Genomic DNA, 25,070 nt, shown 5'->3' with positions numbered 1-25,070 from the left:
GGCGACACTGGTGGGCGGCCCGATAGCCGTGGCCGGATGTTGCGCCTAGCATCAGCCTGACCGAAACCGAAGCACCCCGAGGACCCCACGTGCGCTTTCGTCTGACCCCCAGGGAGACGAGCTTCTACGACATGTTCGCCGCCTCCGCGGACAACATCGTCACGGGCTCGAAGCTCCTGATGGAACTGCTCGGGGCGGACGCACCCGCCCGAGCCGAGATCGCAGAGCGTATGCGGGCAGCGGAACACGCAGGTGACGATGCCACGCACGCGATCTTCCACCAGCTGAACTCCTCCTTCATCACGCCGTTCGACCGCGAGGACATCTACTCCCTCGCGTCGTCCCTCGACGACATCATGGACTTCATGGAGGAGGCCGTCGACCTGGTCGTCCTCTACAACGTCGAGGAACTGCCCAAGGGCGTCGACCAGCAGATCGAGGTGCTGGCGCGCGCGGCCGAACTGACGGCCGAGGCGATGCCGCACCTGCGGACGATGGAGAACCTCACCGAGTACTGGATCGAGGTCAACCGGCTGGAGAACCAGGCCGACCAGATCCACCGCAAGCTGCTGGCGCACCTCTTCAACGGCAAGTACGACGCCATGGACGTGCTCAAGCTCAAGCAGATCGTGGACGTGCTGGAGGAAGCGGCGGACGCGTTCGAGCACGTGGCGAACACGGTGGAGACCATCGCCGTCAAGGAGTCCTGAGCACTTCATGGACACCTTCGCTCTGGTCGTGACCATCGCGGTCGCGCTCTTCTTCACGTACACCAACGGCTTCCACGATTCGGCGAACGCGATCGCCACGTCCGTCTCGACGCGGGCGCTGACGCCGAAGGCCGCGCTGGCCATGGCCGCGGTGATGAACCTCGCCGGTGCGTTCATGGGCTCCGGAGTCGCCAAGACCGTCAGCGAGGGGCTGATCCAGACGCCGACCGGCTCGAAGGGGATGGGCATCCTCTTCGCCGCGCTGGTGGGCGCGATCGTCTGGAACCTCATCACCTGGTACTTCGGGCTGCCGTCCTCCTCGTCCCATGCGCTGTTCGGCGGCATGGTCGGGGCGGCGCTGGCCGGGGGGACGACCGTCTACTGGGACGGGGTGCTGGAGAAGGTCGTCATCCCGATGTTCGTGTCTCCGGTGGTCGGGATGCTGGCCGGCTACCTCGTGATGACCGCGATCCTGTGGATGTTCAGGAAGGCCAACCCGCACAAGGCCAAGAGAGGTTTCCGGATAGCGCAGACCGTCTCGGCGGCCGGCATGGCGCTGGGGCACGGTCTGCAGGACGCGCAGAAGACCATGGGCATCGTGGTGATGGCGCTCGTCATCGCCGATGTCGAGGACTACGGCGATCCGATTCCGGTGTGGGTCAAGATCGCCTGTGCGGTGATGCTGTCGCTGGGGACGTACGCCGGTGGATGGCGGATCATGCGGACCCTGGGGCGGAAGATCATCGAGCTGGACCCGCCGCAGGGCTTCGCGGCGGAGACGACGGGCGCGTCGATCATGTTCACGACGGCGTTCCTGTTCAAGGCGCCGATCTCCACGACCCACGTCATCACGTCCGCGATCATGGGTGTCGGGGCGACGAAGCGCGTGAACGCCGTGCGGTGGGGTGTCGCCAAGAACATCATCCTGGGGTGGTTCATCACGATGCCGGCCGCCGCGCTGGTGGCCGCGGCGTCGTACGGGATCGTCGCGCTGGCGTTCCTGTAGCGCACCGGACGCATACGAAACGGGCCCGCCCCTGGGAGCCAGGGGCGGGCCCTTTTTCGGCCTCGCGGTGGCACCGCCATGCAGCACCGCGAGGAGTATCGGCGGGGTTCGGATCAGCCGAAGCGGCCGGAGATGTAGTCCTCCGTGGCCTGGACCGACGGGTTGGAGAAGATGCGCTCCGTGTCGTCGATCTCTATGAGCTTGCCGGGCTGGCCGACCGCCGACAGGTTGAAGAACGCCGTGCGGTCGGAGACGCGCGCCGCCTGCTGCATGTTGTGCGTCACGATGACGATCGTGAAGCGTTCCTTCAGCTCGCCGATCAGGTCCTCGATCGCCAGGGTGGAGATCGGGTCCAGGGCCGAGCAGGGCTCGTCCATGAGCAGGACGTTCGGCTCCACCGCGATCGCCCGCGCGATGCACAGACGCTGCTGCTGACCGCCGGAGAGGCCCGAACCGGGCTTGTTCAGGCGGTCCTTGACCTCGTTCCAGAGGTTCGCGCCCTTGAGCGACTTCTCGACGACGTCGCTGAGCTCGCTCTTCTTGTAGTTGCCGTTCAGCCGCAGGCCCGCCGCCACGTTGTCGAAGATCGACATCGTGGGGAACGGGTTCGGCCGCTGGAACACCATGCCGACCTCGCGGCGCACGGACACCGGGTCGATGCCCGACCCGTAGAGGTCCTCGTCGTCGAGGAGCACCTTGCCCTCGACCCGGCCGCCGGACGTCACCTCGTGCATACGGTTCAGCGTGCGCAGGAACGTCGACTTGCCGCAGCCGGACGGGCCGATGAACGCCGTCACCGAGCGCGGCTCGACGGTCATCGAGATGTCCTCGATCGCCTTGTGGGAGCCGTAGTAGGCGGTCAGTCCGCTTACGTCGATTCGCTTGGCCATGATTACTTCACTTCCAGACAGTCAGATCAGTCGCTGTGGCCGCGTCAGCGACCGGTCTTCGGGGCCTTCCAGCGGGCGATCCCGCGGGCCACCAGGTTCAGGATCATCACGAAGGCGATCAGGGTGAGCGACGCCGCCCAGGCGCGGTCGTACGCCGTGACCTCGCCCGATCCGTACTGCTGGTAGATGTACAGCGGGAGCGAGGCCTGAGCCCCTTCGAAGGGGTTGGCGTTGATGAACTTGCTGCCGAACACCAGCAGCAGCACGGGCGCGGTCTCACCGGCGATGCGGGCGATGGACAGCATGATGCCGGTGGTGATGCCGCCGAGCGAGGTCGGCAGGACCACCTTCAGGATGGTGCGCCACTTGGGCACGCCGAGCGCGAGGGAGGCTTCGCGCAGCTCGTTCGGGACGAGCTTGAGCATCTCCTCCGTGGAGCGGACGACGACCGGCATCATCAGGATCGCCAGGGCCAGCGAGCCGGCGAAGCCGAAGGGCTGCATCTCGAAGATCAGCATGATGCTGAGGATGAACAGACCCGCGACGATCGACGGGATGCCGGTCATGACGTCGACGAAGAAGGTGACGGCCCGGGCGAGGTTGCCGCGCCCGTACTCCACCAGGTAGATCGCGGTGAGCACGCCGATCGGCGCGGCGATCAGCGTGGCGAGGCCGACCTGCTGCAGCGTGCCGAGAATGGCGTGGTAGATGCCGCCGCCCGTCTCCGAGTCGGCGACCACGCCCATCGAGTGGGTCAGGAAGTAGAGGTCGAAGACCTTCACGCCGCGCTTGACGGTCGACCACACCAGCGAGGCCAGCGGCACCACGGCGAGCAGGAACGCGACCCACACCAGCGAGGTGACCACGCGGTCCTTGGCCTGGCGGCGGTTCTCGACCCGGGCCGCGATGACGTACGTACCGAGGACGTGCAGGATCGCGGCGATCAGCGCCCACTGGACGCTGCTGTGCAGGTCGGCGGCGGCGCTGATGCCGAGTCCGAGGGCGACGGATCCGGCGGCGATGGCCCACGGAGCCCACTTGGGCAGATGGCCGCCGCGCAGGGTGCTGGGGCGCTTGTCGGCGAGGGAGGGTGTGGTGCTCATGCGTTGGCCCCCGAGTACTCCTTGCGGCGGGCGATGATCGCGCGGGCCGCGCCGTTGACCAGCAGGGTGATGACGAACAGGACCAGACCGGAGGCGATCAGCGCGTCACGGCCGAACTCGGTGGCCTCGCTGAACTTGCTGGCGATGTTCTGGGCGAAGGTGCCGCCGCCCGGGTCGAGCAGGCTGGTGTGGATCAGGAAGTCGGGCGAGAGCACGGTGGCGACGGCCATCGTCTCGCCGAGGGCGCGGCCGAGGCCGAGCATCGAGGCCGAGATGACGCCGGAGCGGCCGAAGGGGATGACCGCCATGCGGATCACTTCCCAGCGGGTGGCGCCGAGCGCCAGGGCGGCCTCCTCGTGCATCTGCGGGACCTGGCGGAAGACCTCGCGGCTCACGTTGGTGATGATCGGCAGGATCATGATCGCGAGCAGGATGCCCACGGTGAGCATGGAGCGCGGGGCGCCGTTCTGCCAGGAGAAGATGCCGGTCCAGCCGAGGTAGTCGTTCAGCCAGCCGAAGAGGCCGTTCATGTGCGGAACGAGGACCAGGGCGCCCCACAGGCCGTAGACGATGGACGGCACGGCGGCCAGCAGGTCGATCACGTAGGCGATGGGGCCGCGCAGCCGGCGCGGGGCGTAGTGCGTGAGGAACAGCGCGATGGCGACCGAGACCGGGACCGCGATGACCATGGCGATGATCGAGGAGACGATCGTGCCGTAGGCCAGGACCGCGATGCCGAAGACCGGCGGGTTGACACCGGTGTTCCACTCGAAGGTGGTCAGGAAGTTGCCGTCGTCCTTGCTGATGGCGAGGACGGCGCGGTAGGTGAGGAAGCCCGCGATCGCGGCCATGATCACCAGCAGCAGAATGCCCGAGCCACGGGACAGGCCGAGGAAGATCCGGTCTCCGGGTCGGGTGGCGCCACGGGCCGCGCGCTTCTGCTCGGCCGTGGGCGGCTGCGTGGGGGGAGGTGCGTCAGCTATCTGTGTTGTGTCCATCGGGTTCTCCGGTCTGCGGAACCGCACGTGCTGTGCGGCCCTTGGCGGCGGTGCACCGGACGGTGCGGTCCGGTCCCGCTGGGGGGACCGGACCGCACTCAGGTCAGCTCAGGCTCTCGACGGTCGTGCGAACCTTGGTGATGATCTCTTCGGGCATGGGCGCGTAGTCGTTCTCGGCGAGGATCTTCTGGCCGTCCTCCGAGGCCGCGTAGCGCAGGAACGCCTTGACCGCGGGCAGGGTCTCCTTCTTGTTGCCCTTGTCGCAGACGATCTCGTACGTCACCAGGACCATCGGGTAGGCGCCGTCGGCCTTGGTCCCGTAGTTCAGCTCCAGCGCGAGGTCCTTGCCGGTGCCGACGACCTTGGCCTCCGAGATCGCCTTGGTGGCGTTCTCGACGGTCGCATCGACCGGCTTGTCGGCACCGGTGTCGATGGCGACGGTCTTGATGCCGTCCTTGGCGTACGACAGCTCGAAGTAGCCGATCGCGCCGGCGGTCTGCTTGACCTGCGCGGCGACGCCGGAGGACTGCGGAGCGGACTGGCCGCCCTTGGCCTGCCAGGCCTTGCCGCCCTCGTAGGGGAAGTCCTTCTTGGCGGTGGCGATCAGGTACTTGGTGAAGTTGTCCGTGGTGCCGGACTCGTCCGAGCGGTGGAACGCCTGGATCTTGAGGTTGGGCAGCTTCGCGTCGGGGTTGAGCTTCGCGATCGCCGGGTCGTTCCAGTTGGTGATCTTGCTGTCGAAGATCTTGGCGATCGTCGCCGAGTCCAGGACGAGCTTGTCGACGCCGGGGACGTTGTAGCCGACGGCGATCGGGCCGCCGACCATCGGCAGGTCGATGCCCTGGCCGCCGGAGCAGATCTTCTTGGAGGCCGCGACCTCGTCGGGCTTGAGCGCCGAGTCCGAACCGGCCCAGGGGACCTGGCCCTGCGTGAACGCGGTGACACCGGCACCGGAACCGCCGGCCTTGTAGTTGATCTCCACCTGGCAGGCCGCCGAGAACTGCTTGACCCACGCGTCGACCGCGTTCTTCTGCGCGGAGGAGCCGTCGGAGAGGACCTGGCCCGAGGCGTCGTCACACTTGATGTTGCTCGGCGCGGCGGCGTTGGAGGAGCCGCCGTCCGGGTTGCCGGTTTCGTCCGAGCCGCACGCCGTGAGGGCCAGGGCGCCGGAGACGGCAAGAGCACCGAGAGCGAGGGCCCGCCGGTTCATGCGCTGAAGCTTCACTTGAGTTCCTTCCAGGAGCCGCCGTCCTGATCGGCGGCGTGCGAAGTCTTGAGGACACGGACACGGACGCGCCCAGCAGGCGCGGCTCGCATCTGGTACGGCCGAAATTAGGCAGATCAGATGAAGCCGCCGATGGCCAGACATGAACGACGGGTGAACCCCTGCCTAAGGTGTGGTTAGGTCACGGAATGCTCACGGGGAGAGCACGTGGCGATTCCGCTTTTCGCGCGTGTCGCCGTGGACGGCGGCGGACGGTCTCAGTCCGGTCTGCTGGTCGGCCGCGGCCGGTGCAGCACGGCCAGCAGCGCGTCGACCAGGGGGCGGTCATGGGGCTGCGTCAGGCGGGCGCGGGCCGCGGCCGGTGCCAGCCACAGCACCCGGTCCACCTCGTCCGTCGGCACGAAAGTGCAGGCCAGCGCCTCGGCGGCCCAGTAGCGGACCTGCTTGGGTCGGCCGTTGGCCAGATAGCGCAGGGTGGGCAGCTCGGCGCCCGGCACGGCCCGGCAGCCCGTCTCCTCCGCCACCTCGCGCAGGGCACCGGCGAGCGGCTCCTCGTTGCGCTTCAGTTTGCCCTTCGGCAAGGACCAGTCGTCGTATTTCGGCCGGTGGACGAGACAGAGCTCCGGCTCGCCGGTGACGGGGGAGCGACGCCACAGGACGCAGCCCGCAGCCTGAACGGTGATGTCCTCGGGTGAGCTCACCTGGTGTTCACCGCCTTCTGGGTGCCGTGCGGTCATGACGCGCTGACGGTCTCCTTCTGCCAGGCCTGCTGGAACGCGAAACGCGCCGCCTCCACCTCGTGCCGCTGGTCGGCGTGGAGCACGCCGAGGGCGTACGCCGTGGCCGGGGCGATACGGGGGGTGCGGGCCGCCTGGGCCGCCGCTGCCGCCGCCTCCGAGGCGTCACGGTGCCGGTTCAGGGCCTGGCCCGCGGAGAGCAGGCGCAGGTCGACCACGGCGTTGCTCTTGGGGCCGCTGACGGCCTCGCGGGCGTAGCGGTGCAGGCGCAGCAGCAGGCGGACCTGGTGCCACGGGGCGTCCTGCGGGTGCGGGACCGTGTCCGGGGACAGACCGTGGACGAGGGCCGCGGCGTTGTACGGGTTGCCCGCGGTGACGAGGGGGAGGGCGGTGACGGCGTCGGCGAGGCGGTCCTGGGCGGCGGTGGCGAGGGGGCGCAGGTCGGTGGCCCCGGCGGTCCTGGTGAGGGGGACCTCGCTGGCCAGGACGGCGACCTTGTCCGCGATGGCGTGAAAGCGGCTGCTGCCCAGCGCCTGCAGGGCCGTGGAGTGGGCGCGGGTGCGGGCCAGGGTCAGCTGGCGGTCGAGCAGGGCGCCTGCCTTGGCCGCTCCCACGGTCAGGTTGCCGCGTTCCTGGGCGGGGGCGCCGGCCTTGGCGGATGCCGCCGCGCCCACCCGGGCACCCGTCGGCGCCGGGAACGCCGTCGAGCCCGACAGGCGGTGCAGGGCGGTCAACAGGCGTTCCAGGCGGGCCGTGTACGCGTGCTCCATCGCCAGCGTCCCCGACACCCAGGCCAGTTCGGGGCGCATCGCCTCGCTCCAGTCCGTGTCGAGGAGGGACTGGAACGTGTGCAGGCTGGCGCTGATGCGGCGGGCCGAGCGGCGCAGGGCGCGGGCCGCCTCGACGGACCCCTCCGAGCCGTTCGCCCCCGACCCCGTCTCCCGGTGCAGGCGCAGCGCCCGGAGGAACTCCGTGGCCTGGGCCCGCAGATAGCCCGCGAGGGCGTCACCGGTGGGGTCGGGCCCGACGCGCCTGGACCGGGGATCCGTCGGGTCAAGGTGTTGCTGTGCCACGCCGGCGCCTCCGGGCGTCTATGAGCATCTCCTGGACGTTGCGCAGGGGCTGTCCGTCCGCGTCGGTCGCATGCCGGGTCCAGTCGCCGTCCGGGCCGAGGTGCCAGGAGGCGGTGGAGTCGGACATGCCGGTCTCCAGCAGCCGGTTCAGGGCTGCCCGGTGGGCCGGGTCGGTGACCCGGACCAGGGCCTCTATCCGGCGGTCGAGGTTGCGGTGCATCATGTCGGCGCTGCCGATCCACACCTCGGGCTCGCCGCCGTTGCCGAAGCCGAACACCCGGGAGTGCTCCAGGAAGCGGCCGAGGATCGAGCGGACCCGGATGTTCTCCGACAGGCCCGTCACGCCCGGGCGCACCGCGCAGATGCCGCGCACCCAGATGTCCACCGGCACGCCCGCCTGGGCCGCGCGGTAGCAGGCGTCGATGAGGGCCTCGTCGACCATCGAGTTGACCTTGATACGGACGTACGCGGGCCGCCCCGCACGGTGGTGCTGGACCTCCTTGGTGATCCGCGAGATCAGGCCGTCGCGCAGCGACTTGGGCGCCACGAGCAGCCGGCGGTAGGTCTCCCGGCGCGAGTAGCCGGACAGGCGGTTGAAGAGGTCCGAGAGATCGGCGCCGACCTGCGGGTCGGCCGTGAGCAGACCGAGGTCCTCGTAGAGGCGGGCCGTCTTCGGGTGGTAGTTGCCGGTGCCGACGTGGCTGTAGCGGCGGAGCGTCTCGCCCTCCTGGCGGACCACCAGCGACAGCTTGCAGTGGGTCTTCAGGCCGACCAGGCCGTAGACCACGTGGCAGCCGGCCTCCTCCAGCTTGCGCGCCCACTTGATGTTGGCGTGCTCGTCGAAGCGGGCCTTGATCTCGACCAGGACCAGGACCTGCTTGCCGGACTCGGCGGCCTCGATGAGCGCGTCGACTATCGGGGAGTCGCCGGACGTCCGGTACAGGGTCTGCTTGATCGCGAGGACGTCCGGGTCGCCGGCCGCTTGCTCCAGGAAGGCCTGGACGGAGGTGGAGAACGAGTCGTACGGGTGGTGCAGCAGGACGTCCCGCTCGCGCAGCGCGGCGAAGATGTCCGGCGCGGACGCCGACTCGACCTCGGCGAGGTCGCGGTGGGTGCCGGCGACGAACTTGCGGTACTTCAGCTCGGGCCGGTCCAGGGAGGCGATCCGGAACAGGCCCGTGAGGTCCAGCGGGCCCGGCAGCGGGTACACCTCGGCTTCGCTGATCTTCAGCTCGCGCACCAGCAGGTCCAGGACCTCGCGGTCGATGGACTCCTCGACCTCCAGGCGCACCGGCGGCCCGAAGCGGCGCCGCATGAGCTCCTTCTCCAGGGCCTGGAGGAGGTTCTCCGCGTCGTCCTCCTCGACCTCCAGGTCCTCGTTGCGGGTGAGGCGGAAGGCGTGGTGCTCCAGGACCTCCATGCCCGGGAACAGCTCCTCCAGGTGGGCGGCGATGACGTCCTCGATGGGGACGTAGCGGCCCGGGGAGCTCTCCAGGAAGCGGGACAGCAGCGGCGGCACCTTCACGCGGGCGAAGTGCTTGTGGCCCGTGACCGGGTTCCGTACGACGACGGCCAGGTTCAGGGACAGGCCCGAGATGTACGGGAAGGGGTGCGCCGGGTCGACCGCCAGCGGGGTCAGCACGGGGAAGATCTGGTGCCGGAACAGGGTGAACAGGCGGGCCTGCTCCTTCTCCTGCAGCTCGTTCCAGCGGACCAGGTGGATGCCCTCCTCCGCGAGTGCGGGGGCGACGTCCTCGTGGTAGCAGGCGGCGTGCCGGGCCATGAGCTCGCGCGAGCGGGCCCAGATCATCTCCAGCACCTCGCGCGGCTGGAGACCGGAGGCGGAGCGGGTGGCCACGCCGGTGGCGATACGGCGCTTCAGACCGGCCACCCGGACCATGAAGAACTCGTCCAGGTTGCTGGCGAAGATCGCGAGGAAGTTGGCGCGCTCCAGCAGGGGCGTGTTCGGGTCCTCGGCGAGTTCGAGCACGCGCTCGTTGAACGCGAGCCAGCTGCGCTCCCGGTCGAGGAAACGCCCCTGCGGCAGCTGGGGCCCGTCGTACGGCGACTCCTCGTAGGCGTCGAGGTCGGCGTCGATGTCCGGTTCGAGGTCGGAGACGGCTGCCGCCACCGTGTGCGGGCGGTGCGCGGCGATGGAGCCCACGGAGGGCTGCGCGTGCTGGACCTGTGCCTGGGTGTTCGGCTGGCTCATGGACCCATTCTTCCGCGCCGCGAGCATCACGGGCGCGTCGGACAGCGCGGGCGGGAGCGGAGGTGTCACATGAGTGCTCCCGTTTCCCTCGGGACCCTCGCGGGGCGGGGAAGGCTCTGGCACAGCGGGATTCATTGGCCGAGCTTCGCAAGCTCGTCTGAATCGCTGGTTACGGAGACATGACGTGCGGGATAGCGGGAGGCGGCTCGCGGGGGTCCACAGGGCCGGAGCGAGGGGCGGGCGGCTGCCCACAGGCTGTGGACGGTTCCCGGTGACGCCGTGCGCCCCGGGAGTGTCCCCAAAGGGCGGGTCGTGTGTCCAACGCCGTGATGCCGTCATCACCCTCCGTGAGGATCGGCCGCTCGGCGCCCCGTGAGGTGGGAGTCGAGCGTGCTTTCCCGACTGCTCCTCTCCGTGAAGGGAGGGGAGGAGGCATCCTCCCGAGCGATCAGGTGAACCGTTCGAGCCGGGCCGTCCGATGAGGAGACGTGAGCGATACGAGAAGCGACGGGGAGCTGCTGCGGGCCATAGCCGCGGACGCCGACCGGCGTGCCTTCGAGGAGTTGTACCGGCGCTACGCGCCGTGGCTCAGGGCCCGGCTGCGGGGGCGGTGCGCCGACCTCGGGGTCGTCGACGACGTCGTGCAGGAGACGTTCCTCGCGGTGTGGCGGGGCACGGCCCGCTACCGGGAGGGCCACTCCGCGGACGCGGCCGGGTGGCTGTGGCGCATCGGGTCGCGGCGGCTGGTGGACGCGCTGCGGGGCGACGGGGCGCGGGGGCGGCTGCGGCAGGCCCTGGCGCGGTTGCGGCACCGGGACGAGGTGTCGGCGGAGGAACGCGTGCTCGCGGGGGTGGAGCACGGGGACCTCGCCGGGGCGCTGGTCCGGCTGTCGCCGGAGCTGCGGGCGGTGCTGCAGGCGACCGTCATCGACGGGCTGACCACCCGTGAAGCGGCCGTGCTGCTCGGGATACCGCCCGGGACGGTCAAGACACGGGCGATGCGGGCCCGGAAGCAGTTGCGGGAGGCACTGGCATGAGCTGGCACGTGTCCGAAGATGATCTGCGCGCCTACGCGCGAGGGGAGTTGGAGGCTCCCGCGCTCTGGTCCGCAGACGCGCACCTGACCTCCTGCGCCCGGTGCCGCGCGGTACTGGCCGAGGTCAGCGACCCGGTCGCGCTCGACGCCGGGTGGGACCGGCTCGACGCCGAGCTGGACGCGCCCCGCACGGGGCTGCTGGAGAAGCTGCTCGTGCGGATCGGCGTGGCCGGGCACACCGCGCGGCTGCTGGCGGCGACGCCGGTGCTGCGGCGGTCCTGGCTGGGAGCCGTCGTCGTCGTGCTGCTGCTGAGTGTGGGGGCCGGACACTCCGTGCGCGGCGGGGAGTTCCCCACGCTCTTCCTGGCCCTCGCGCCGCTGTTGCCGCTGGCGGGGGTGGCGTTGTCGTACGGGCCCGCGCTGGATCCGACGTACGAGATGGCCGTCGTCGCGCCGATGCACGGCTTCCGGCTGCTGATGATCCGGACGGTGGCCGTGCTGGCCGTCGTCCTCGGGCTGAACGGGCTGGCGACCCTCGCGCTGCCCGGCTACGGGCTGCGGGCGCTGGCCTGGCTGCTGCCCGGGCTGGCGCTGACGGCGACCGGGCTCGCGCTGATGCCCCGGCTGGGACCGGTGCTCGCGCCGTCCCTGGTGGGCGGGGCGTGGGTCGGGCTGCTGCTGACGGCCGATGCGCTGCGGGCGGGAGCGGATGTGCCGCTCGCGCCGTTCACCGCCGCCGGGCAGGGCGTCGCGGCGCTGGTCGCCGCGCTCGCCGCCGGGCTGCTCTTCCTGCTTCGTGACCGATTCGACCTCTTCCAGGGACGTGCCGTATGACCCCGACCGTGTCCGCCTCCGGGCTCAGCCTCCGCTACGGCGGTACCCGGGCCCTCGACGACGTGTCACTGCGACTGACCGGCGGCGTCACCGGGCTGCTCGGCCCCAACGGCGCCGGCAAGACCACGCTGCTGCGGGTGCTCGCCACGGCCCTGCCCGCCGACCGGGGGGCCTTCACCGTGCTCGGGCACGACCCGGGCACCGCCCGCGGCCGGCAGGAAGTGCGGCGTCGGCTGGGCTATCTGCCGCAGACGCCGGGCTTCCACCCGGACTTCACCGCCTTCGAGTTCGTCGACTACGTGGCGATCCTGAAGGAGATGACCGGCCGGGGCGCCCGGCACCGGGAGGTACGGCGGGTGCTCGACGAGGTCGGCCTGGCGGAGGTGCGGGGCAAGCGGATCCGCAAGCTGTCCGGGGGAATGCGGCAGCGGGTCGCCCTCGGGGCCGCCCTGGTCGGTGACCCCGGGTTCCTGGTCCTGGACGAGCCGACCGTGGGGCTGGACCCCGAACAGCGCATGCGGTTCCGCGAGTTGATCGCCGGAGCCGGGGAGGGGCGGACGGTGCTGCTGTCCACCCATCAGACGGAGGACGTGGCGATGCTCTGCCACCGCGTGGTGGTCATGGCCGGCGGGCAGGTGCGGTTCGAGGGCACTCCGGCAGAGCTGACCGCGCGGGCCGCGGGGCGCGTGTGGAGCAGCACCGAGCGGGACCCGGGCGCCAAGGCCGGGTGGCGCACCGGGACCGGGACCTTCCGGAACGTGGGAGATCCGCCGCCCGGCGCCGAGCTGCTCGAACCCACCCTGGAGGACGGCTACCTGCTCACGCTCGACGGCACCGGAGCGGAGGTGGCCGCATGACCGCCGTGGTGGAGAAGCCGCTCGTGTCCGGGACGCGGGACGAGCCGGGCGGGCCCTGGAAGGCCGTGTTCGCCCTGGCCCTGTTCGAGTCACGCCGGCTGCTGACCCGGATTCCCATGCTCCTCGCCTTCGCCCTCTACCTCGGCTGGACCGTGTGGCGCGCCGGCAGGGCCTGGGGCGGCTACCCGGCACTCCAGGACGCCGACCGCGCCACCCAGGGCGCTCCCATGCTGGTCGGCCTCGCGGTCCTGCTGTCCGCCAACCACGCCGCGCTGCGCTCCCGACGGCACGGCACGGAGCGGCACTTCGCGGTGCTGGTGCTCCCGCCGTGGCGCCGTACGGTCGCCCACGCGCTGTCGGTCGTGGCCGCGGCCCTGCTCACCGCCGTGTGCGTGGCCGCGCAGTTCGGCCGGGAGGCCCTCCGCCCCGGCGCGATCGGGCACGGCTCGGTGGGCGAGCTGCTCGTGGGTCCCCTGACGGTGCTGTTGTGCGGGCTGCTCGGGCTGCTGGCGGCCGCTCTGGTGAGGTCGGCTCTGGCCGCCCCGCTGATGATCGTGTTCTGCCTGTTCGCGTTCATGTTCCTCTCCGGCGCGGGAACGGGGGACGGCTGGGAGCAGTGGCTCATGCCGGCCGTCGGCGAGGGGACCAGCAACACCCTGCCCTCCGACCTGATGGGCCGGCCCGCCGCCTGGCACGCCCTGTACCTGGCCGGACTGGCGCTCAGCCTCGGGCTGCTGGCGGTGCTCGTGGCCGGCGGCCGCAAGCCGGTCATCCTCGCCGGTGCCGCCGGGGCGCTGGCCATGACTGTGGTGGGCGGAGTGGCCCAGTCGGCGGGCGAATCCCCCGAGTTGGTCAAGGCGCGCGAACGCGCCACGGTGCACCCCGAGCAGGTGCAGTCCTGCGCCCGGCGGGACGGGTCGACGTACTGCGCGTTCTCCGAGTGGGGGCCGCGGGTCGGCGACTGGGCCACGGTGGTGGAACGCGTCCGGTCCCTGGCCGGGGGCAGCGCCCGCGAGCAGGGCGTCGTCGTACGGCAACGGGTCGAGGCGCGCTACGGCCTCTCCAGTGACTCCGCTCTGGATTCGCTGAAGCGCCCGCACGAGGTGACGGTGGGCACCCAGTGGGGCGGCAACCGCGTCCCCGAGTTCTCGGCCGCCGTGGCCGGTGTGCTGATCGCGGGCGACGAGAAGGCCGCGACCTCGATCTGCGACGGCCGCATCGTGCCCCTCATGTGGCTGGCCGTGGGCTGGGAGTCCGACCCTCTCGACGCGCTGCGCCGCGTCCGGCTCGACGACAGCGTCACCGGCTCCGCCATGGTGCTCCAGCCCACCAACGGGCTGTACATGACCGAGGCGCAGACCGAGGTGCTGCGCGCGCTGCTCGACCTGCCCCGCGGTGAGGCCGGTGCACGGGTCAAGGACCGGTGGGACGAGCTCACCGCACCGAAGATCACCGCGGCCCGGGCGGCCGGGCTGCTGGGCCTGCCCGCGCCCGAGGGGGAGGACAAGTGCCTGTGAACCGGCAGTTGGTGTTCGCCGTCCACCGGACGCTGCCCTGGGGCGCGGTCGCCGCGGCCGGCGGAACGGGACTGCTGCTCGCCGCGCTGACCCGGACCGGCGAGAGCGCGGAACAACTCTCCCTGTACCTGCTGCGGGCCGCGATCCTCGCCTTCGCGGTGGGCCTGACCTTCCTCCTGGACGACCCGGCCCGGCACACCACAGCCGCCGTGCCGACGCCGCGCCCGGTCCGTATCGCCCTGCGCGTCGCCCTGGCCGTCCCGGCCGCGGCGGCCTGGTGGACGGTGGCCCTCCTGCTCGTGCCGCCGCGCGCGCGGCCCCCGGTCGGTGACATCACGCTGGAGGCCGGGGCCGCCTTCGTCCTGGCGGTGACCGGCGCGGCGGCCGCGGTGCGCTTCAGCGAGGTGGCCCGGCCCGGACTGCCGGTCGCGGGCGGGCTGTTGACCACAGCCGTCCTGGCCATGCTGTTCTGGCCCCGCCGCTGGGCCCTGTTCGTGCCGGTGCAGGACGAGCGGTGGGCGGCGGCCCACGACCGGTGGGCCGTGGTGCTGGCCGGGGCCGTGATCCTGGGACTGGTGAGTGCGGCGGAGCCGGTGCGGCGGCGGGCCCGGTTCTAGGTCGTGTCCGCAAAGTCCCGCCTGCCCCGCGACGCCCGGCACGCACTCTCGCCGCACCGGGCGAAGCCCCAAGTACGTCCAGTACGAGGGACTCCGCCCGGCACGCCGAGAGCACGCTCCCCCAGTCTCGGCTGCGCTCGACCGGGAGGTACCCCCACGACGCCGCAGGGCCCGCCCTCCGGGCGGACGACGGGACTTTGCGGACACGACCTAGCGGACGCCGGGTACATCGAGTAGTTGTGCCAGTCGGGCGAGTCCGGCCCTGAGATCCGACACCGTCGGGCCGTCCGACAACCAGGTGTTGTGCGGCTAGGCTGCCCTCTCGTGGACCTCAAAGCCGTACGCGCCTTCGTCGCGATCGCCGACTCCGGGCAGTTCCAGAAGGCCGCCGTGGACCTGGCCCTCACCCAGCAGGCCGTCTCCAAGCGGATCGCCGCGCTGGAGAAGGACCTCGGGGTGCGGCTGCTGGTCCGTACGCCGCGCGGGGCGGAGCTCACCATCGACGGGCAGGCCCTGCTGCCGCACGCCCGGGTGCTGCTCCAGGCCGAGGAGCGGGCGACGGCCGCCGTGCGGCCCGGGGACCGGGCGCTGCGGGTGGACGTCGTGGGACGCCGGGCCGCCACCGGCGGGCTGGTGCAGCACTTCCACCGGGCGCACCCGGAGATCGCGTTGGACGTCGTCACGCTGTTCGACGTGGAGACGGCCGTGACGGCCCTGCGGGACGGGGCCGTCGACGCCACCTTCCGGGCCGTCACCATGCCCGGGCAGCGGCTCCCCGACGGCATCACGGCGACCCCGGTCCTCGACGAGCCGCTGCAACTGTGCGTCGGGCCCGGCCACCCGTTCGCCCGGGCCGACTCGGTGACGACCGCGCGGCTGGCCGGGCACCGGATCTGGATGCCGGGCAACGTGCCCGGGACCGAGTGGCACGCCTACTACGAGGAACTCGCCGCCACCTTCGGGCCGGCCATCGACACCATCGGGCCCAACTTCGGCCTCGAGGCGCTCCTCGACACGATCGCCGGCTCCCCGACCGTGGCGACCTTCCTCAGCGAACGGACCCCGCACGTCTGGCCGGTCGCCCACGACCTGCGGCTCGTCCCGCTCGTGGACCCGGTCCCGGTCTACCCGCACTCACTGCTCTGGCGCACCGACAACCCGCACCCCGGCCTGACCGCCCTGCGCGACTACCTGGTCGCCACCCGCCCCCGGCCGCCGCGGGGCGAGACCTGGCGGCCGTCGTGGGCGAAACCCGCGGACCCCGCGGCCCTCGCGGACCCCTCGCCTACCCGAGCTGCTTCTCCATCAGCGTGAAGGACTTGGGCGGCCCGCCCGGCTGCGGCTTGCCCTCCTTGCGGCCCACGACGCGGTAACCGGCCTCCTGGTAGTAGGCGTTGAGCTGGGCGTTCGTGGCCAGGCAGTCCAGGCGCACGGAGGTCCGCCCCGCCTCGGCCACGCGGTGTTCCGCAGCCGTCAGCAGCAGCCGCCCCGTCCCGGGCGCGGCGGCGGTCCGGTCCACCATCAGCCGGTGCACGTACCCGGCCACGGGCGGCTGCGCACCCCAGGCGTCCTCGTCCTCCCACCACAGCTCCCAGGCACCCGCGAGGCGCCCGCCGGCCTCCGCCAGCCAGACCTCGCCGTGCGCCATCACCCGGCGGAAGTGCGTCTCGTCCAGCTCCCCCGGCCGCCACTGCCCGGTGATCCCACGGGCCAGCATCCAGCGGGCGGCGTCGTCGCGGAGGCGCACGAGGGCGGACAGATCGGCCTCGGCGGCAGGGCGGACCTGGAGGTCATGCGTCGGCAAGGCTCAGGTCTCCGTCCGGTACATCAGGTCCACCTCGTGCGTGACGAACCCCAGCCGCTCGTACACCGACACCGCCGCCTTGTTGTCGGCGTCGACGTAGAGCATCGCCGTCGGCAGCCCCTGCCCCGCCAGATGCCGCAGCCCGATCGTGGTCAGGGACTTGCCGAGGCCGCCGCCCTGCGCGCCCGGGCCGACGCCGAGGACGTAGACCTCGCCCAGGCCCTCCTCGGCGTGGACCTTGGTCCAGTGGAAGCCCACGAGTTCGTCGCCGCGGTAGGCGAGGAAGAACCCCTCGGGGTCGAACCACGGCTCGGCCTTGCGGTCGTCGAGGTCGCGCTGGGTGAGGGAGCCCTGCTCGGGGTGGTGGGAGAAGGCGGCGGCGTTCACCGCGAGCCAGGCCGCGTCGTCCTTGCCGGGGACGAAGGGGCGGACCGTGACGCCCTCGGGGAGCACCGGCTCGGGCGCGTCGAAGTCGGTCAACGGCCTTCGCATCTGGCGCAGTTCACGGAAGAGTGTCAGCCCCAGGACCTGGGCGAGATGCCGGGCGGCGGAGTGCCCGCCGTGCGCCCACACCCGCAGCCGCTTTCCCGACGCGGCCAGCAGCGCGGACCCGAGCGCCCGTCCGTGCCCGTGCCCCCGGTGCCCGGGGTGCACGACCAGTTCGGCGGCCGGCGGCTCCACCGGGTCCGTGTCCTCCAGCTGGGCATAACCGACAAGTTCCCCGCCGGCGGTGAGCAGCAGATGGGACACGCCCTCCCGCTCCCCGCCGCGCAACTGCAACCGGCCCTGTTCGGACACCGCCTGCTGCCCGTCGGTCCGGGCCGCCTCGTCGAGCAGTCCGAGCACGGCCTCGGTCTGCTCCGCGGAGAGCGCGGCAACGGTCTCGATCGAGCGGGGGCGTCCTGGCCGTACGGTGTCGTCGCTGGTCATGCGTACGAGGGTACGGGGCGCCACCGGCAAATCGGCGGCAAAGAAGCAACCAGGATGTAACCATGAAACACCTGTCGCGCTACGCGCGTTGACTCTAGGCTGCGCCGGACGACATCACTGTCCCGACAGACCTACAAGGGGGGGCGTATGCCAGCCACTTCACCGGCGCACCCGGAACGCCGCAGACGTCGTACGAACCGTTTCGTCGCTCTTGCCGCCGGTGTCGTCACCGTCGGCGCGCTGGCCGCCGCGGGGCTGCCGGGCTCGGCGACCGCCGGGGAGGACCACCGCGAGGGCGGGTACGGGCCCGGCCGCTACCAGGACGTGCAGCTGCTGTCCTTCAACGACCTGCACGGCAACCTGGAGCCGCCCGCCGGTTCCTCCGGCCGGGTCACCGAGCACCAGCACGACGGCACGACGAAGACCATCGACGCCGGTGGTGTCGAGTACCTCGCCACGCATCTGCGGCAGGCCCGCAAGGGCGAGAAGTACTCCATCACGGCCGCCGGCGGCGACATGGTCGGCGCGTCCCCGCTGATCTCCGGGCTCTTCCACGACGAGCCGACCATCGAGGCGCTGAACAAGCTCGACCTCGACGTCACCTCCGTCGGCAACCACGAGTTCGACGAGGGCGCCAAGGAGCTGGCCCGTCTGCAGAACGGCGGCTGCCACCCGAAGGACGGCTGCTACGCGGACGAGGAGTTCACGGGCGCCGACTTCCCCTACCTCGCGGCCAACGTCCTCGACGAGAAGACGAAGAAGCCGATCCTCAAGCCCTACTGGGTGTGGAAGAAGAACGGCGTCAAGGTCGGCTTCATCGGCGTGACCCTGGAGGGCACCCCGGACATCGTCTCCGCCGAGGGCGTCAAGGGCCTGTCCTTCAAGGACGAGACCGAGACGATCAACAAGTACGCCAAGGTGCTCCAGAAGCAGGGCGTGAAGTCGATCGTCGCCCTCATCCACGAGGGCGGCTTCCCGGCGTCGACGTCGTACAACTACGACTGTGACTCCCCGGGCGCGGGCGACGGCATCTCCGGCCCGATCGTCGACATCGCCAAGAACGTCACGCCGCAGGTGGACGCGCTGGTCACCGGCCACACCCACAGCGCGTACGTGTGCAGCATCGCCGACCCGGCGGGCAAGCCCCGCATGGTCACCTCGGCCGCGTCCTTCGGCCGCCTCTACACCGACACCACGCTGACGTACGACCGCAGGACCGGCGACATCGCCCGTACGGCGGTGAAGTCGGCGAACCGCGTGGTCACCCGGGACGTCCCCAAGGCGCCCGACATGACCGAGCTGATCAGCAAGTGGAACACGCTGGCCGCGCCCATCGGCAACAAGCCGATCGGCTACATCTCCGGCGACATCGGCAACACCGGCACCGAGTCCCCGCTCGGCGACCTCATCGCCGACGCCCAGCTCGCCCACGGCAAGCAGCTCGACCCGGAGACCGACCTGGCGCTGATGAACCCGGGCGGTATCCGCGCACCGCTGACCTTCGCGGCCAAGGCCGGTGAGGGCGACGGTGTCGTCACCTACGCCGAGGGCTTCACGGTCCAGCCGTTCGCGAACACCGTGAACCTCCAGGACTTCACGGGCACCCAGCTGATCCAGGTGCTCAAGGAGCAGGTGACCGGCCCCAACGCGGCGGCCCCGAAGGTCCTCCAGGTCTCGTCCGGCCTGACCTACACGCTGGACCTCACCAAGTCCGGCGCCGACCGGGTGGTCACGGACAGCATCAGGCTGAACGGCTCGGCCATCGACCCGGCGGCCACCTACCGCGTCGCGACGAACAGCTTCCTCGCGGGCGGCGGCGACGGCTTCCCGACCCTCGGGCAGGGCACGAACGACGTGGTCGGCAGCGACGACCTGGCCGCCCTGGAGCAGTACCTGACGGCCAACTCCTCGGCGTCGAACCCGATCGCCCCGCCGAAGGCGGACCGCATCACCATCGTGAAGTAAGTCGCATACCCGGGGTTCAGGTTGCGGGTGGGGGAGGTACGCATGATCGGATGGATCGATGCGTACCCCCCACCACCTAGATGCGCATCCCCGTCCGAACCCGTACGAGGAGCTCGCCGCCCTCGATGACGGGCCTCTGGAGGAGACCCCTCTGGAAGAGTTCCTCACGGAGGAACGCGATGCGGGCGCCGAGGACGCCTGGGCCCCGCCGGACCACCGCCGCGGTGGCAAGCGGCGTAGGAAGAATCGTTTCGCTGGCTTGCCGCTCGCGGTGAAGGCGGTGGTCGGCCTGGTCGTCCTCGCCTCGTTCGCCGCCCTCGGCGACCGCTGGGCCGTGCTGTACGCCGAGCACCGGGCCGCCGACACCCTCAAGGACCGCCTCGACCTGGCCGCGGCGCCGGAGGTCGAGATCGGCGGCTTCCCCTTCCTCACCCAACTCGCCGACAAGCATCTGGACTCGGTGAAGGTGACCGTCCCGGACGTCGCCGCCGACCGGGTCTCCCTGGCGAAGGTGTCGGCCACGGCCCACGACGTGACGCTGAACGCCGACGGCCTCACCTCCGTGCGCGGCGCCCACGTCCCCCGCTTCGACGGGGACGTCCAGCTCACCTTCGCCGACCTCAACCGCGAACTCGGCGCCTCCCAGGTGAGGTTCACCGGCGAGGGCCGCGACAAGGTCCGGGCGAACGGCACCCTGCCGGTCGCCGGGCACAACCTGCGGCTGCGAGCAGAGGCCCGGATCCAGCGGCAGGGCGAGCGGGGCATCGCCACCGAGATCGGCAACATGCGCCTGGACATCGGCGACCTGGCCACCTACCGGCCGGGCACCCGCGCCTCGGAGGGCCTGCACCTGACGCCCAAGGGCACCGCCGACCTCGCCCGGGAGACCCGCAAGGCCAAGGCGCTGCTGTCGGTCCCGGCCATCGTGCAGCGGATGGGCGTGCCCGAGGCGACCGTGCGCGAGGCGCTGGCCGACGACGGCAAACTCGCCGAGCTGACCGGCTCCCCGCGCTTCGCCCGCCAGGCCGCCGGCCTCAACCTCATCGACCTGGCGCTGGAGAACCCCGACGTCATGCGCCGTCTGGGCCTGGACCCCAACCTGCTCGACTCCCTGTCGGGCCTGACCCGCCCGGTGCTGGCCGACCGGCTGTCGCTGGCGTTCGAACTGCCCGAGCCGGAGCAGGGGGACGTGCGGTTGCAGGACGTACGGGTGGAGGAGGACGGCATCCGGGTGCGGGTGTCGGGATCGGGGCTCTCGGTCGGCGGCTGACGGCACCCGGCTGCCCTTCGCGCAGCCGGCCGTGCCCGAAAGTCTGTCCCCGCGGCCGCTGTGCGGACCCGGGGACGCCCGGACGATGGCGGCGTACCGGACTGAGATGAGGATGATGCGGATGCGTAGGCACGGCCGGTCTCAGGAAGCGGAGGCGGACGCGCGGGACGGGCACGCCCACCGGCTCCCGCTCCGGCCGCACGAGGCCGACCCGCAGGCGGCCCGGCTGGCGGCGGGAGGGCGGATGACACCGGACGCGGCCCTGTCCCTCCAGGGCACCGCCGGAAACGCCGCCTTCGTGGCCGTACAGCGCATGCCCCGGGGCGACAACGGCGAGGGCCCGGCCGACGACAAACCCATGGACGGGCTGAGCCGGTTGCGGCGGGCCAACCGCCGGGCGGAGAAGCGCGGTCAGGCAGCGGTGACCTACGGACCCGGCCAGAGCCCCTTCGGCCCGTACACGGTGAACAAGGGGCGAGGAACCGCCCCGTACATCACGTCGAACGTGAAGCAGCAACACCCGGGAAGCGAGAGCCTCGGCACCACGTACGAGGAGCTGGTCAAGGCGCTCGACGCCGAGCACGAGCCCCTGGTCGCCGCCGCCGCGCGGGGCGAAGAGCTGGACGAGGACATCCTCGCGACCATGGACGCGACGCAGAAGCGGGCCGCCGCCATGCTGTACGGGATCATGACCGAGTCCGAGGAGCGCAGGTTCCCGGGGGCCGGCAAGGCCATGCGCAGCGCCCTGAGGAAGCAGGGCGACCCCTACCACGAGGCGGAGGAGTTCGATCAGGACTTCCCCATGGCCCAGGTCGGCGGGGCGCAGCACTACCGGGACGTGCTGGCAGGCAAGAAGCAGCTCTCGGAGAAGGCCCGCAAGAACCTGGAGGACATGTCCTCGTCGTCCTCCGACGGAGAGAAGTCCTCCTGAGCGGCCCCGCCCCGCCGTGAGTGAATCTTTGTGTGCAGATGTGTTGACCTGTGTTCGAGTCCCCTTCTAGTTTCGTGCTGCACTGAGCGGTCCGCCTGCGGGCTGCTCACCCTTGCACCTGCTCAGAAGGGGATGTCGTGTCACGAAAGAACCATCGCGGGACAGCTTGCGTGGGGGCGCTGCTGGCCTGCGTCACGGCATTCGGTGGAGCGCTCGCTTCCCCCGCTGCCGCCTCGCCGGCCCCCCGTCCCGCCGGCCCCCCGCCCGTCAGTGACTTCAAGGGCGTCAACTGGGCCGACCCGCGCGACAACTACGCCGACGACGCGGTCGTGCCCTCGGGCCTGTCCACCTCCGACGGCTACGCCACCACCTACGCCAAGTCCAGGGCGATCATCGGCGGGTTCTCCGAGCTCGGCGCCAACACCGTCCGCCTCCCGGTCAACCCGACCTCGGTGAACGGCCCGTTCTGGAAGTCGTACCGGGGCGCGATCGACGCCGCCACCGCCAAGGGCTTCAAGGTCATCCTGGGCTACTGGGAGGCCGACAACGCCAAGGACGGCAAGATCGACAACCAGGCGTCCTGGGACCGGATGTGGGCGCGGATCACCTCCGCCTACGCCGGCAACTCCAAGGTGTACTTCGAGCCGATGAACGAGCCGTTCGGCTACACCGCCCAGGAGTGGACGGACATCGCGGCGAAGTGGGTGAGCACCCACCGCTTCATACCCCGCGACCGGATCCTGATCGGCGGGTACAAGTACAGCGAGGACGTCAAGCCGGTGTGCGCCGACCCACGCCTGAAGGGCACGCGCCTGGCTCTGCACAACTACGGCTTCTGGCACACCGACTGGACCAGCGTCGACCAGTGGAAGGCGGACTTCAAGAGCCGCATCGGCGACTGCGCCTCGCGCACGATCCTCGACGAGTTCGGCGCCTCGATGACCACCGGCCTGGACTACAACGGCCCGGTGGGCAGCTCCAACGAGATCGCCTACATCCAGGCCGCGACCGACACCATCCGGGAGCTGGGCCTCGGCTCGGTCTACTGGCCCGGCCTGCGCAACGGTGACACCTACTCCCTCACCACGCTCCAGGGCACGGGCACGAACCTCAGCCTGACGGTGAACAACCAGAGCGGCCTGGACCGGCTGCACTACGCCTGGAAGCAGTAAGCACCCTGAAGGTGGTGGCCCTTCCGGGCCCGGCGCCGCTCGTCAGCCGGACCCGGAAGGGAGCCGTTCAGGACGCCGAAGGCGTCCAGCCCGCGAGCCAGTCCGCGACCTCCTGGTTCGCGGCCTGCGCGTCGCTCAGGTGCGGCCGGTTGGTGCTCGCCGGGCCCGCACCGGCGCCGTAGTTGCCGTACTCGGCGAACCGGTCGTCCTTCCACGAGAAGCCGCTCATGTCGGTCCACGGCGTGGACTTGATCGCGGCGCTGAGGTTGGTGTTGCGGACCGTGGTCTGCGGGTCGAGAGTGGCGTCACCGCCCGCGTGCCAGGGCCGGCCGAGGTAGAAACTGCCGTTCGACACATCGCCGTTCACCGTGGAGTTGGCGATCAGGATGCCCTTGCGGTTCGCGGCGGTGCTCGGTGCGGTGACGTACCCGGCCGAGGTGCCGTTCCAGCGCTTCTTCAGCGTGATGACCGACTTGTCGACGACGGCCGTGGCCCGGCCGAAGATGAAGTCGACGTTGCCGATCACGTAGGAGTTGCTGACGTAGACCCGGCCGAGGCGGTCCTTCGACGCGGTGTCGAGCAGCAGCGTGTCCTGGTCGCCGCTGACGATGATCCCGTCCAGGAACACCTTGTCGGCGGCGGTCCGCAGCGCGACGGCCTGATGCCCGTTGAGGGACTGGTTGGCCTTCTCGTCGAAGTCGTTGGAGATGGTCAGGTTGCGTGCCTGGAAGTCGTCGGCTTCGACGGCGACGGTGGCGCTGCCGCCGGTGCCGTAGGTCCCGCCGCCGGGCTTCGGCGTGCCCGACGCGTTGTTGTAGACGATCGTCGTGTCCTTGCGGCTGCTGCCGGTGCCCCGGATGGTGACGTGCGGCTTGTTGGAGGGCACCTTCACCAGTTCCCGGTACGTCCCCGGCTTCACGGCGATCACGACGCGCGACGGGTTGTTCGCCGGTACGGCGTTCACGGCGGCCTGCACCGTGCGGTACTGGCCGCTGCCGTCCGCCGCGACGGTGAGGGTGGTGGCGGCCGCGGCCTTGGTGGAGGCCGTCGTGCTCTTGGCGGAGGCGGTCGTCCCGATGGAGGCGCGGGGCCCGGCACCGGCCTTGAGGACCGACGGGAGGTCGGCGGCCTTGTCGAGGGTGTACGGGTAGAAGGCCTTCGGGTCGAAGGCGGTCCCGCCGCTCTCGTTGCGCCCGCTGGTGCCGGAGAAGGAGTTGCCGCGCTGGACGACGGCGGCGCCGCTGTCCTTGATGACGGGGTTGTTGACGCCCTTGAAAAGGGAGTTCTCCAGGACCATCTTGGTCGCGCCGCGCGAGTAGTTCCCGTACGCCGACTTGATGGCGGTGCCCGGGGCGTCCTCCAGGAAGTTGTTGTAAAGGTGCGCGTGGGCGGCGTTGTCGGTGGACGGGTTGCGCTGCTCGGTCTCGCGGATCCAGTTGTGGTGGATCGTGATGTCGGTCTTGACGTTCTCGGTCCAGCCGATGCCGAAGGTCTTGTTGTTGTCGCTCAGCTTGTTCCAGGAGACGGTGACGTTCGTGCTGTCCTTGCGGACGTCGATGAGCCCGTCGGCCATGTGCCGCAGATCGTTGTGATCGATCCACACATGGTGGGCGCCGTCCATCTGCACGGCGTCGAAGTCGTGGTCCTTGTCGTTCCAGATCCCCTGGTACGCATCCCGGATGGTCAGGTTCCGGATGATCACGTTGTGTACGCCCTGGCCGAGGAAGAACCCGCCGCCGACGATGTGCCCGGCGGTCCCCCGGCCCACGATGGTCTTGTCGGACTGCACCTTGATCTCTTTGCCGACCGGGTTCATGGTGATGGTCCCGGCGACGACGATGACGTACGGCTGGGTGGCGGTGGCGTACTTCTCCAGCTCGGCCTGCGTCGTCACGGTGACGACCTGACCGCCGCGCCCGCCGTACGTCCCGTTCTGGCCGAGGGAGTTGACGGAGGCGAAGCCGTCGGCGGCGTCGGCGGCCCAGGTGGGGGCGGCGGCGGATGCCTGCTGGACACTGCTGCCGAGGACGCCGAGGTCGGTGCCGTAGGCGAAGGTACCGGCGGCGGTCAGGGCCAGCGGGACCCCGACCGCCAGGGCGGTGCGGCTTCTGCGGTGACGGGCCTTGCTGCGCGGCTCACTCATAGGGCGATCCGTTCCGTGTGGGGGAATGACCGCTGATCAG

General features: G+C 70.9%; 22 protein-coding genes. 12 read left to right on the top strand and 10 right to left on the bottom strand.

Annotated features, from left to right (window positions below; all coding sequences use genetic code 11):
• Window positions 1-89: 89 nt before the first annotated feature.
• Window positions 90-710 (top strand): DUF47 family protein, encoded by a 621-nt coding sequence (locus AB0G20_RS37320; protein WP_361310733.1) that lies wholly within the window; start codon window positions 90-92, stop codon window positions 708-710.
• A gap of 7 nt (window positions 711-717) precedes the next feature.
• Window positions 718-1,716: an inorganic phosphate transporter gene (locus AB0G20_RS37315; RefSeq protein WP_361310730.1), complete on the top strand. Its 999-nt coding sequence runs from the start codon at window positions 718-720 to the stop codon at window positions 1,714-1,716.
• 113 nt (window positions 1,717-1,829) lie between these two features.
• Here the strand turns inward: AB0G20_RS37315 and pstB are convergent, their stop codons facing one another.
• From pstB to AB0G20_RS37280, 7 genes are all read right to left on the bottom strand, one after another.
• Window positions 1,830-2,606 (bottom strand): phosphate ABC transporter ATP-binding protein PstB, encoded by a 777-nt coding sequence (gene pstB, locus AB0G20_RS37310; protein ID WP_086602334.1) that lies wholly within the window; start codon window positions 2,604-2,606, stop codon window positions 1,830-1,832.
• Window positions 2,607-2,650: 44 nt separating this feature from the next.
• The gene (gene pstA / locus AB0G20_RS37305) at window positions 2,651-3,709 is read right to left on the bottom strand and encodes a phosphate ABC transporter permease PstA (RefSeq protein ID WP_361310728.1); all 1,059 of its coding nucleotides are present in this window, start codon (window positions 3,707-3,709) and stop codon (window positions 2,651-2,653) included.
• Entirely contained in the window at window positions 3,706-4,707 is a 1,002-nt protein-coding gene (pstC, locus tag AB0G20_RS37300) for a phosphate ABC transporter permease subunit PstC (RefSeq protein ID WP_193508171.1), read from the bottom strand. The genes pstA and pstC overlap by 4 nt, the downstream gene beginning before the upstream one ends.
• A 103-nt stretch (window positions 4,708-4,810) precedes the next feature.
• Window positions 4,811-5,932 carry a phosphate ABC transporter substrate-binding protein PstS gene (gene pstS / locus AB0G20_RS37295; RefSeq protein ID WP_361310726.1) on the bottom strand — a complete coding sequence of 374 codons (1,122 nt, stop codon included), beginning with the start codon at window positions 5,930-5,932 and terminating at the stop codon, window positions 4,811-4,813.
• A 257-nt stretch (window positions 5,933-6,189) separates the two neighbouring features.
• Window positions 6,190-6,669, bottom strand: a complete 480-nt coding sequence (locus AB0G20_RS37290; protein ID WP_361310724.1) for an NUDIX hydrolase — start codon at window positions 6,667-6,669, stop codon at window positions 6,190-6,192.
• Window positions 6,666-7,742, bottom strand: a complete 1,077-nt coding sequence (locus AB0G20_RS37285) for a CHAD domain-containing protein (protein WP_361310722.1) — start codon at window positions 7,740-7,742, stop codon at window positions 6,666-6,668. The genes AB0G20_RS37290 and AB0G20_RS37285 overlap by 4 nt, the downstream gene beginning before the upstream one ends.
• Window positions 7,723-9,954 carry an RNA degradosome polyphosphate kinase gene (locus tag AB0G20_RS37280; protein WP_361310720.1) on the bottom strand — a complete coding sequence of 744 codons (2,232 nt, stop codon included), beginning with the start codon at window positions 9,952-9,954 and terminating at the stop codon, window positions 7,723-7,725. The genes AB0G20_RS37285 and AB0G20_RS37280 overlap by 20 nt, the downstream gene beginning before the upstream one ends.
• Before the next feature lie 488 nt (window positions 9,955-10,442).
• On the opposite strand from AB0G20_RS37280, the gene AB0G20_RS37275 reads away from it, so the two are divergent.
• The 6 genes from AB0G20_RS37275 (at window position 10,443) to AB0G20_RS37250 (ending at window position 16,129) form a co-directional block, all read left to right on the top strand.
• Complete coding sequence (locus tag AB0G20_RS37275) at window positions 10,443-10,991, top strand: RNA polymerase sigma factor (RefSeq protein ID WP_361310717.1); 549 nt, start codon at window positions 10,443-10,445, stop codon at window positions 10,989-10,991.
• A complete protein-coding gene (locus tag AB0G20_RS37270) occupies window positions 10,988-11,824 on the top strand; it encodes a zf-HC2 domain-containing protein (RefSeq protein WP_361310715.1) in 837 nt (278 codons plus the stop codon). The genes AB0G20_RS37275 and AB0G20_RS37270 overlap by 4 nt, the downstream gene beginning before the upstream one ends.
• Entirely contained in the window at window positions 11,821-12,681 is an 861-nt protein-coding gene (locus tag AB0G20_RS37265; RefSeq protein WP_361310712.1) for an ABC transporter ATP-binding protein, read from the top strand. The genes AB0G20_RS37270 and AB0G20_RS37265 overlap by 4 nt, the downstream gene beginning before the upstream one ends.
• Window positions 12,678-14,198, top strand: coding sequence for an ABC transporter permease (locus AB0G20_RS37260; protein ID WP_361310709.1), 1,521 nt, complete (start codon window positions 12,678-12,680; stop codon window positions 14,196-14,198). The genes AB0G20_RS37265 and AB0G20_RS37260 overlap by 4 nt, the downstream gene beginning before the upstream one ends.
• Entirely contained in the window at window positions 14,189-14,815 is a 627-nt protein-coding gene (locus tag AB0G20_RS37255) for an ABC transporter (RefSeq protein ID WP_361310706.1), read from the top strand. Before AB0G20_RS37260 ends, AB0G20_RS37255 begins: the two co-directional genes overlap by 10 nt.
• Before the next feature lie 324 nt (window positions 14,816-15,139).
• Window positions 15,140-16,129 (top strand): LysR family transcriptional regulator, encoded by a 990-nt coding sequence (locus AB0G20_RS37250; protein WP_361310703.1) that lies wholly within the window; start codon window positions 15,140-15,142, stop codon window positions 16,127-16,129.
• Here the strand turns inward: AB0G20_RS37250 and AB0G20_RS37245 are convergent.
• Together AB0G20_RS37245 and mshD are read right to left on the bottom strand one after the other, a co-directional pair.
• Entirely contained in the window at window positions 16,101-16,619 is a 519-nt protein-coding gene (locus AB0G20_RS37245; RefSeq protein ID WP_361310700.1) for a GNAT family N-acetyltransferase, read from the bottom strand. The two genes, AB0G20_RS37250 and AB0G20_RS37245, sit on opposite strands and share 29 nt — an antisense overlap.
• A 3-nt stretch (window positions 16,620-16,622) precedes the next feature.
• Window positions 16,623-17,549 (bottom strand): mycothiol synthase, encoded by a 927-nt coding sequence (gene mshD / locus AB0G20_RS37240; RefSeq protein ID WP_361310698.1) that lies wholly within the window; start codon window positions 17,547-17,549, stop codon window positions 16,623-16,625.
• Window positions 17,550-17,696: 147 nt separating this feature from the next.
• Here mshD and AB0G20_RS37235 point away from each other — a divergent pair, with 147 nt between their 5' ends.
• From AB0G20_RS37235 to AB0G20_RS37220, 4 genes are all read left to right on the top strand, one after another.
• Window positions 17,697-19,514, top strand: a complete 1,818-nt coding sequence (locus AB0G20_RS37235) for a bifunctional metallophosphatase/5'-nucleotidase (RefSeq protein ID WP_361310695.1) — start codon at window positions 17,697-17,699, stop codon at window positions 19,512-19,514.
• 58 nt (window positions 19,515-19,572) lie between these two features.
• Window positions 19,573-20,784 (top strand): DUF2993 domain-containing protein, encoded by a 1,212-nt coding sequence (locus AB0G20_RS37230; RefSeq protein WP_361310693.1) that lies wholly within the window; start codon window positions 19,573-19,575, stop codon window positions 20,782-20,784.
• A 121-nt stretch (window positions 20,785-20,905) separates the two neighbouring features.
• Entirely contained in the window at window positions 20,906-21,715 is an 810-nt protein-coding gene (locus AB0G20_RS37225) for a hypothetical protein (protein WP_361310690.1), read from the top strand.
• A 137-nt stretch (window positions 21,716-21,852) separates the two neighbouring features.
• Window positions 21,853-22,887, top strand: coding sequence for a cellulase family glycosylhydrolase (locus AB0G20_RS37220; RefSeq protein ID WP_361310688.1), 1,035 nt, complete (start codon window positions 21,853-21,855; stop codon window positions 22,885-22,887).
• 67 nt (window positions 22,888-22,954) lie between these two features.
• Here the strand turns inward: AB0G20_RS37220 and AB0G20_RS37215 are convergent, their stop codons facing one another.
• Window positions 22,955-25,030, bottom strand: coding sequence for a pectinesterase family protein (locus tag AB0G20_RS37215; RefSeq protein ID WP_361310686.1), 2,076 nt, complete (start codon window positions 25,028-25,030; stop codon window positions 22,955-22,957).
• Window positions 25,031-25,070 lie beyond the last annotated feature (40 nt).

Source organism: Streptomyces sp. NPDC024017 (genome assembly GCF_040638895.1).
Lineage (GTDB): Bacteria > Actinomycetota > Actinomycetes > Streptomycetales > Streptomycetaceae > Streptomyces.
The sequence above is the reverse complement of the archived record's forward strand: the minus strand, read 5'-3'. Positions and strand labels throughout refer to the sequence as shown.

Excerpts from the sequence above, each read along its gene's own strand:
- AB0G20_RS37315 (WP_361310730.1), top strand. The coding sequence starts at position 718 with ATGGACACCTTCGCTCTGGTCGTGACCATCGCGGTCGCGCTCTTCTTC.
- pstB (WP_086602334.1), bottom strand. The coding sequence starts at position 2,606 with ATGGCCAAGCGAATCGACGTAAGCGGACTGACCGCCTACTACGGCTCC.
- pstA (WP_361310728.1), bottom strand. The coding sequence starts at position 3,709 with ATGAGCACCACACCCTCCCTCGCCGACAAGCGCCCCAGCACCCTGCGC.
- pstC (WP_193508171.1), bottom strand. The coding sequence starts at position 4,707 with ATGGACACAACACAGATAGCTGACGCACCTCCCCCCACGCAGCCGCCC.
- AB0G20_RS37290 (WP_361310724.1), bottom strand. The coding sequence starts at position 6,669 with ATGACCGCACGGCACCCAGAAGGCGGTGAACACCAGGTGAGCTCACCC.
- AB0G20_RS37280 (WP_361310720.1), bottom strand. The coding sequence starts at position 9,954 with ATGAGCCAGCCGAACACCCAGGCACAGGTCCAGCACGCGCAGCCCTCC.
- AB0G20_RS37270 (WP_361310715.1), top strand. The coding sequence starts at position 10,988 with ATGAGCTGGCACGTGTCCGAAGATGATCTGCGCGCCTACGCGCGAGGG.
- AB0G20_RS37265 (WP_361310712.1), top strand. The coding sequence starts at position 11,821 with ATGACCCCGACCGTGTCCGCCTCCGGGCTCAGCCTCCGCTACGGCGGT.
- AB0G20_RS37260 (WP_361310709.1), top strand. The coding sequence starts at position 12,678 with ATGACCGCCGTGGTGGAGAAGCCGCTCGTGTCCGGGACGCGGGACGAG.
- mshD (WP_361310698.1), bottom strand. The coding sequence starts at position 17,549 with ATGACCAGCGACGACACCGTACGGCCAGGACGCCCCCGCTCGATCGAG.
- AB0G20_RS37235 (WP_361310695.1), top strand. The coding sequence starts at position 17,697 with ATGCCAGCCACTTCACCGGCGCACCCGGAACGCCGCAGACGTCGTACG.
- AB0G20_RS37230 (WP_361310693.1), top strand. The coding sequence starts at position 19,573 with ATGCGTACCCCCCACCACCTAGATGCGCATCCCCGTCCGAACCCGTAC.
- AB0G20_RS37225 (WP_361310690.1), top strand. The coding sequence starts at position 20,906 with ATGCGTAGGCACGGCCGGTCTCAGGAAGCGGAGGCGGACGCGCGGGAC.
- AB0G20_RS37215 (WP_361310686.1), bottom strand. The coding sequence starts at position 25,030 with ATGAGTGAGCCGCGCAGCAAGGCCCGTCACCGCAGAAGCCGCACCGCC.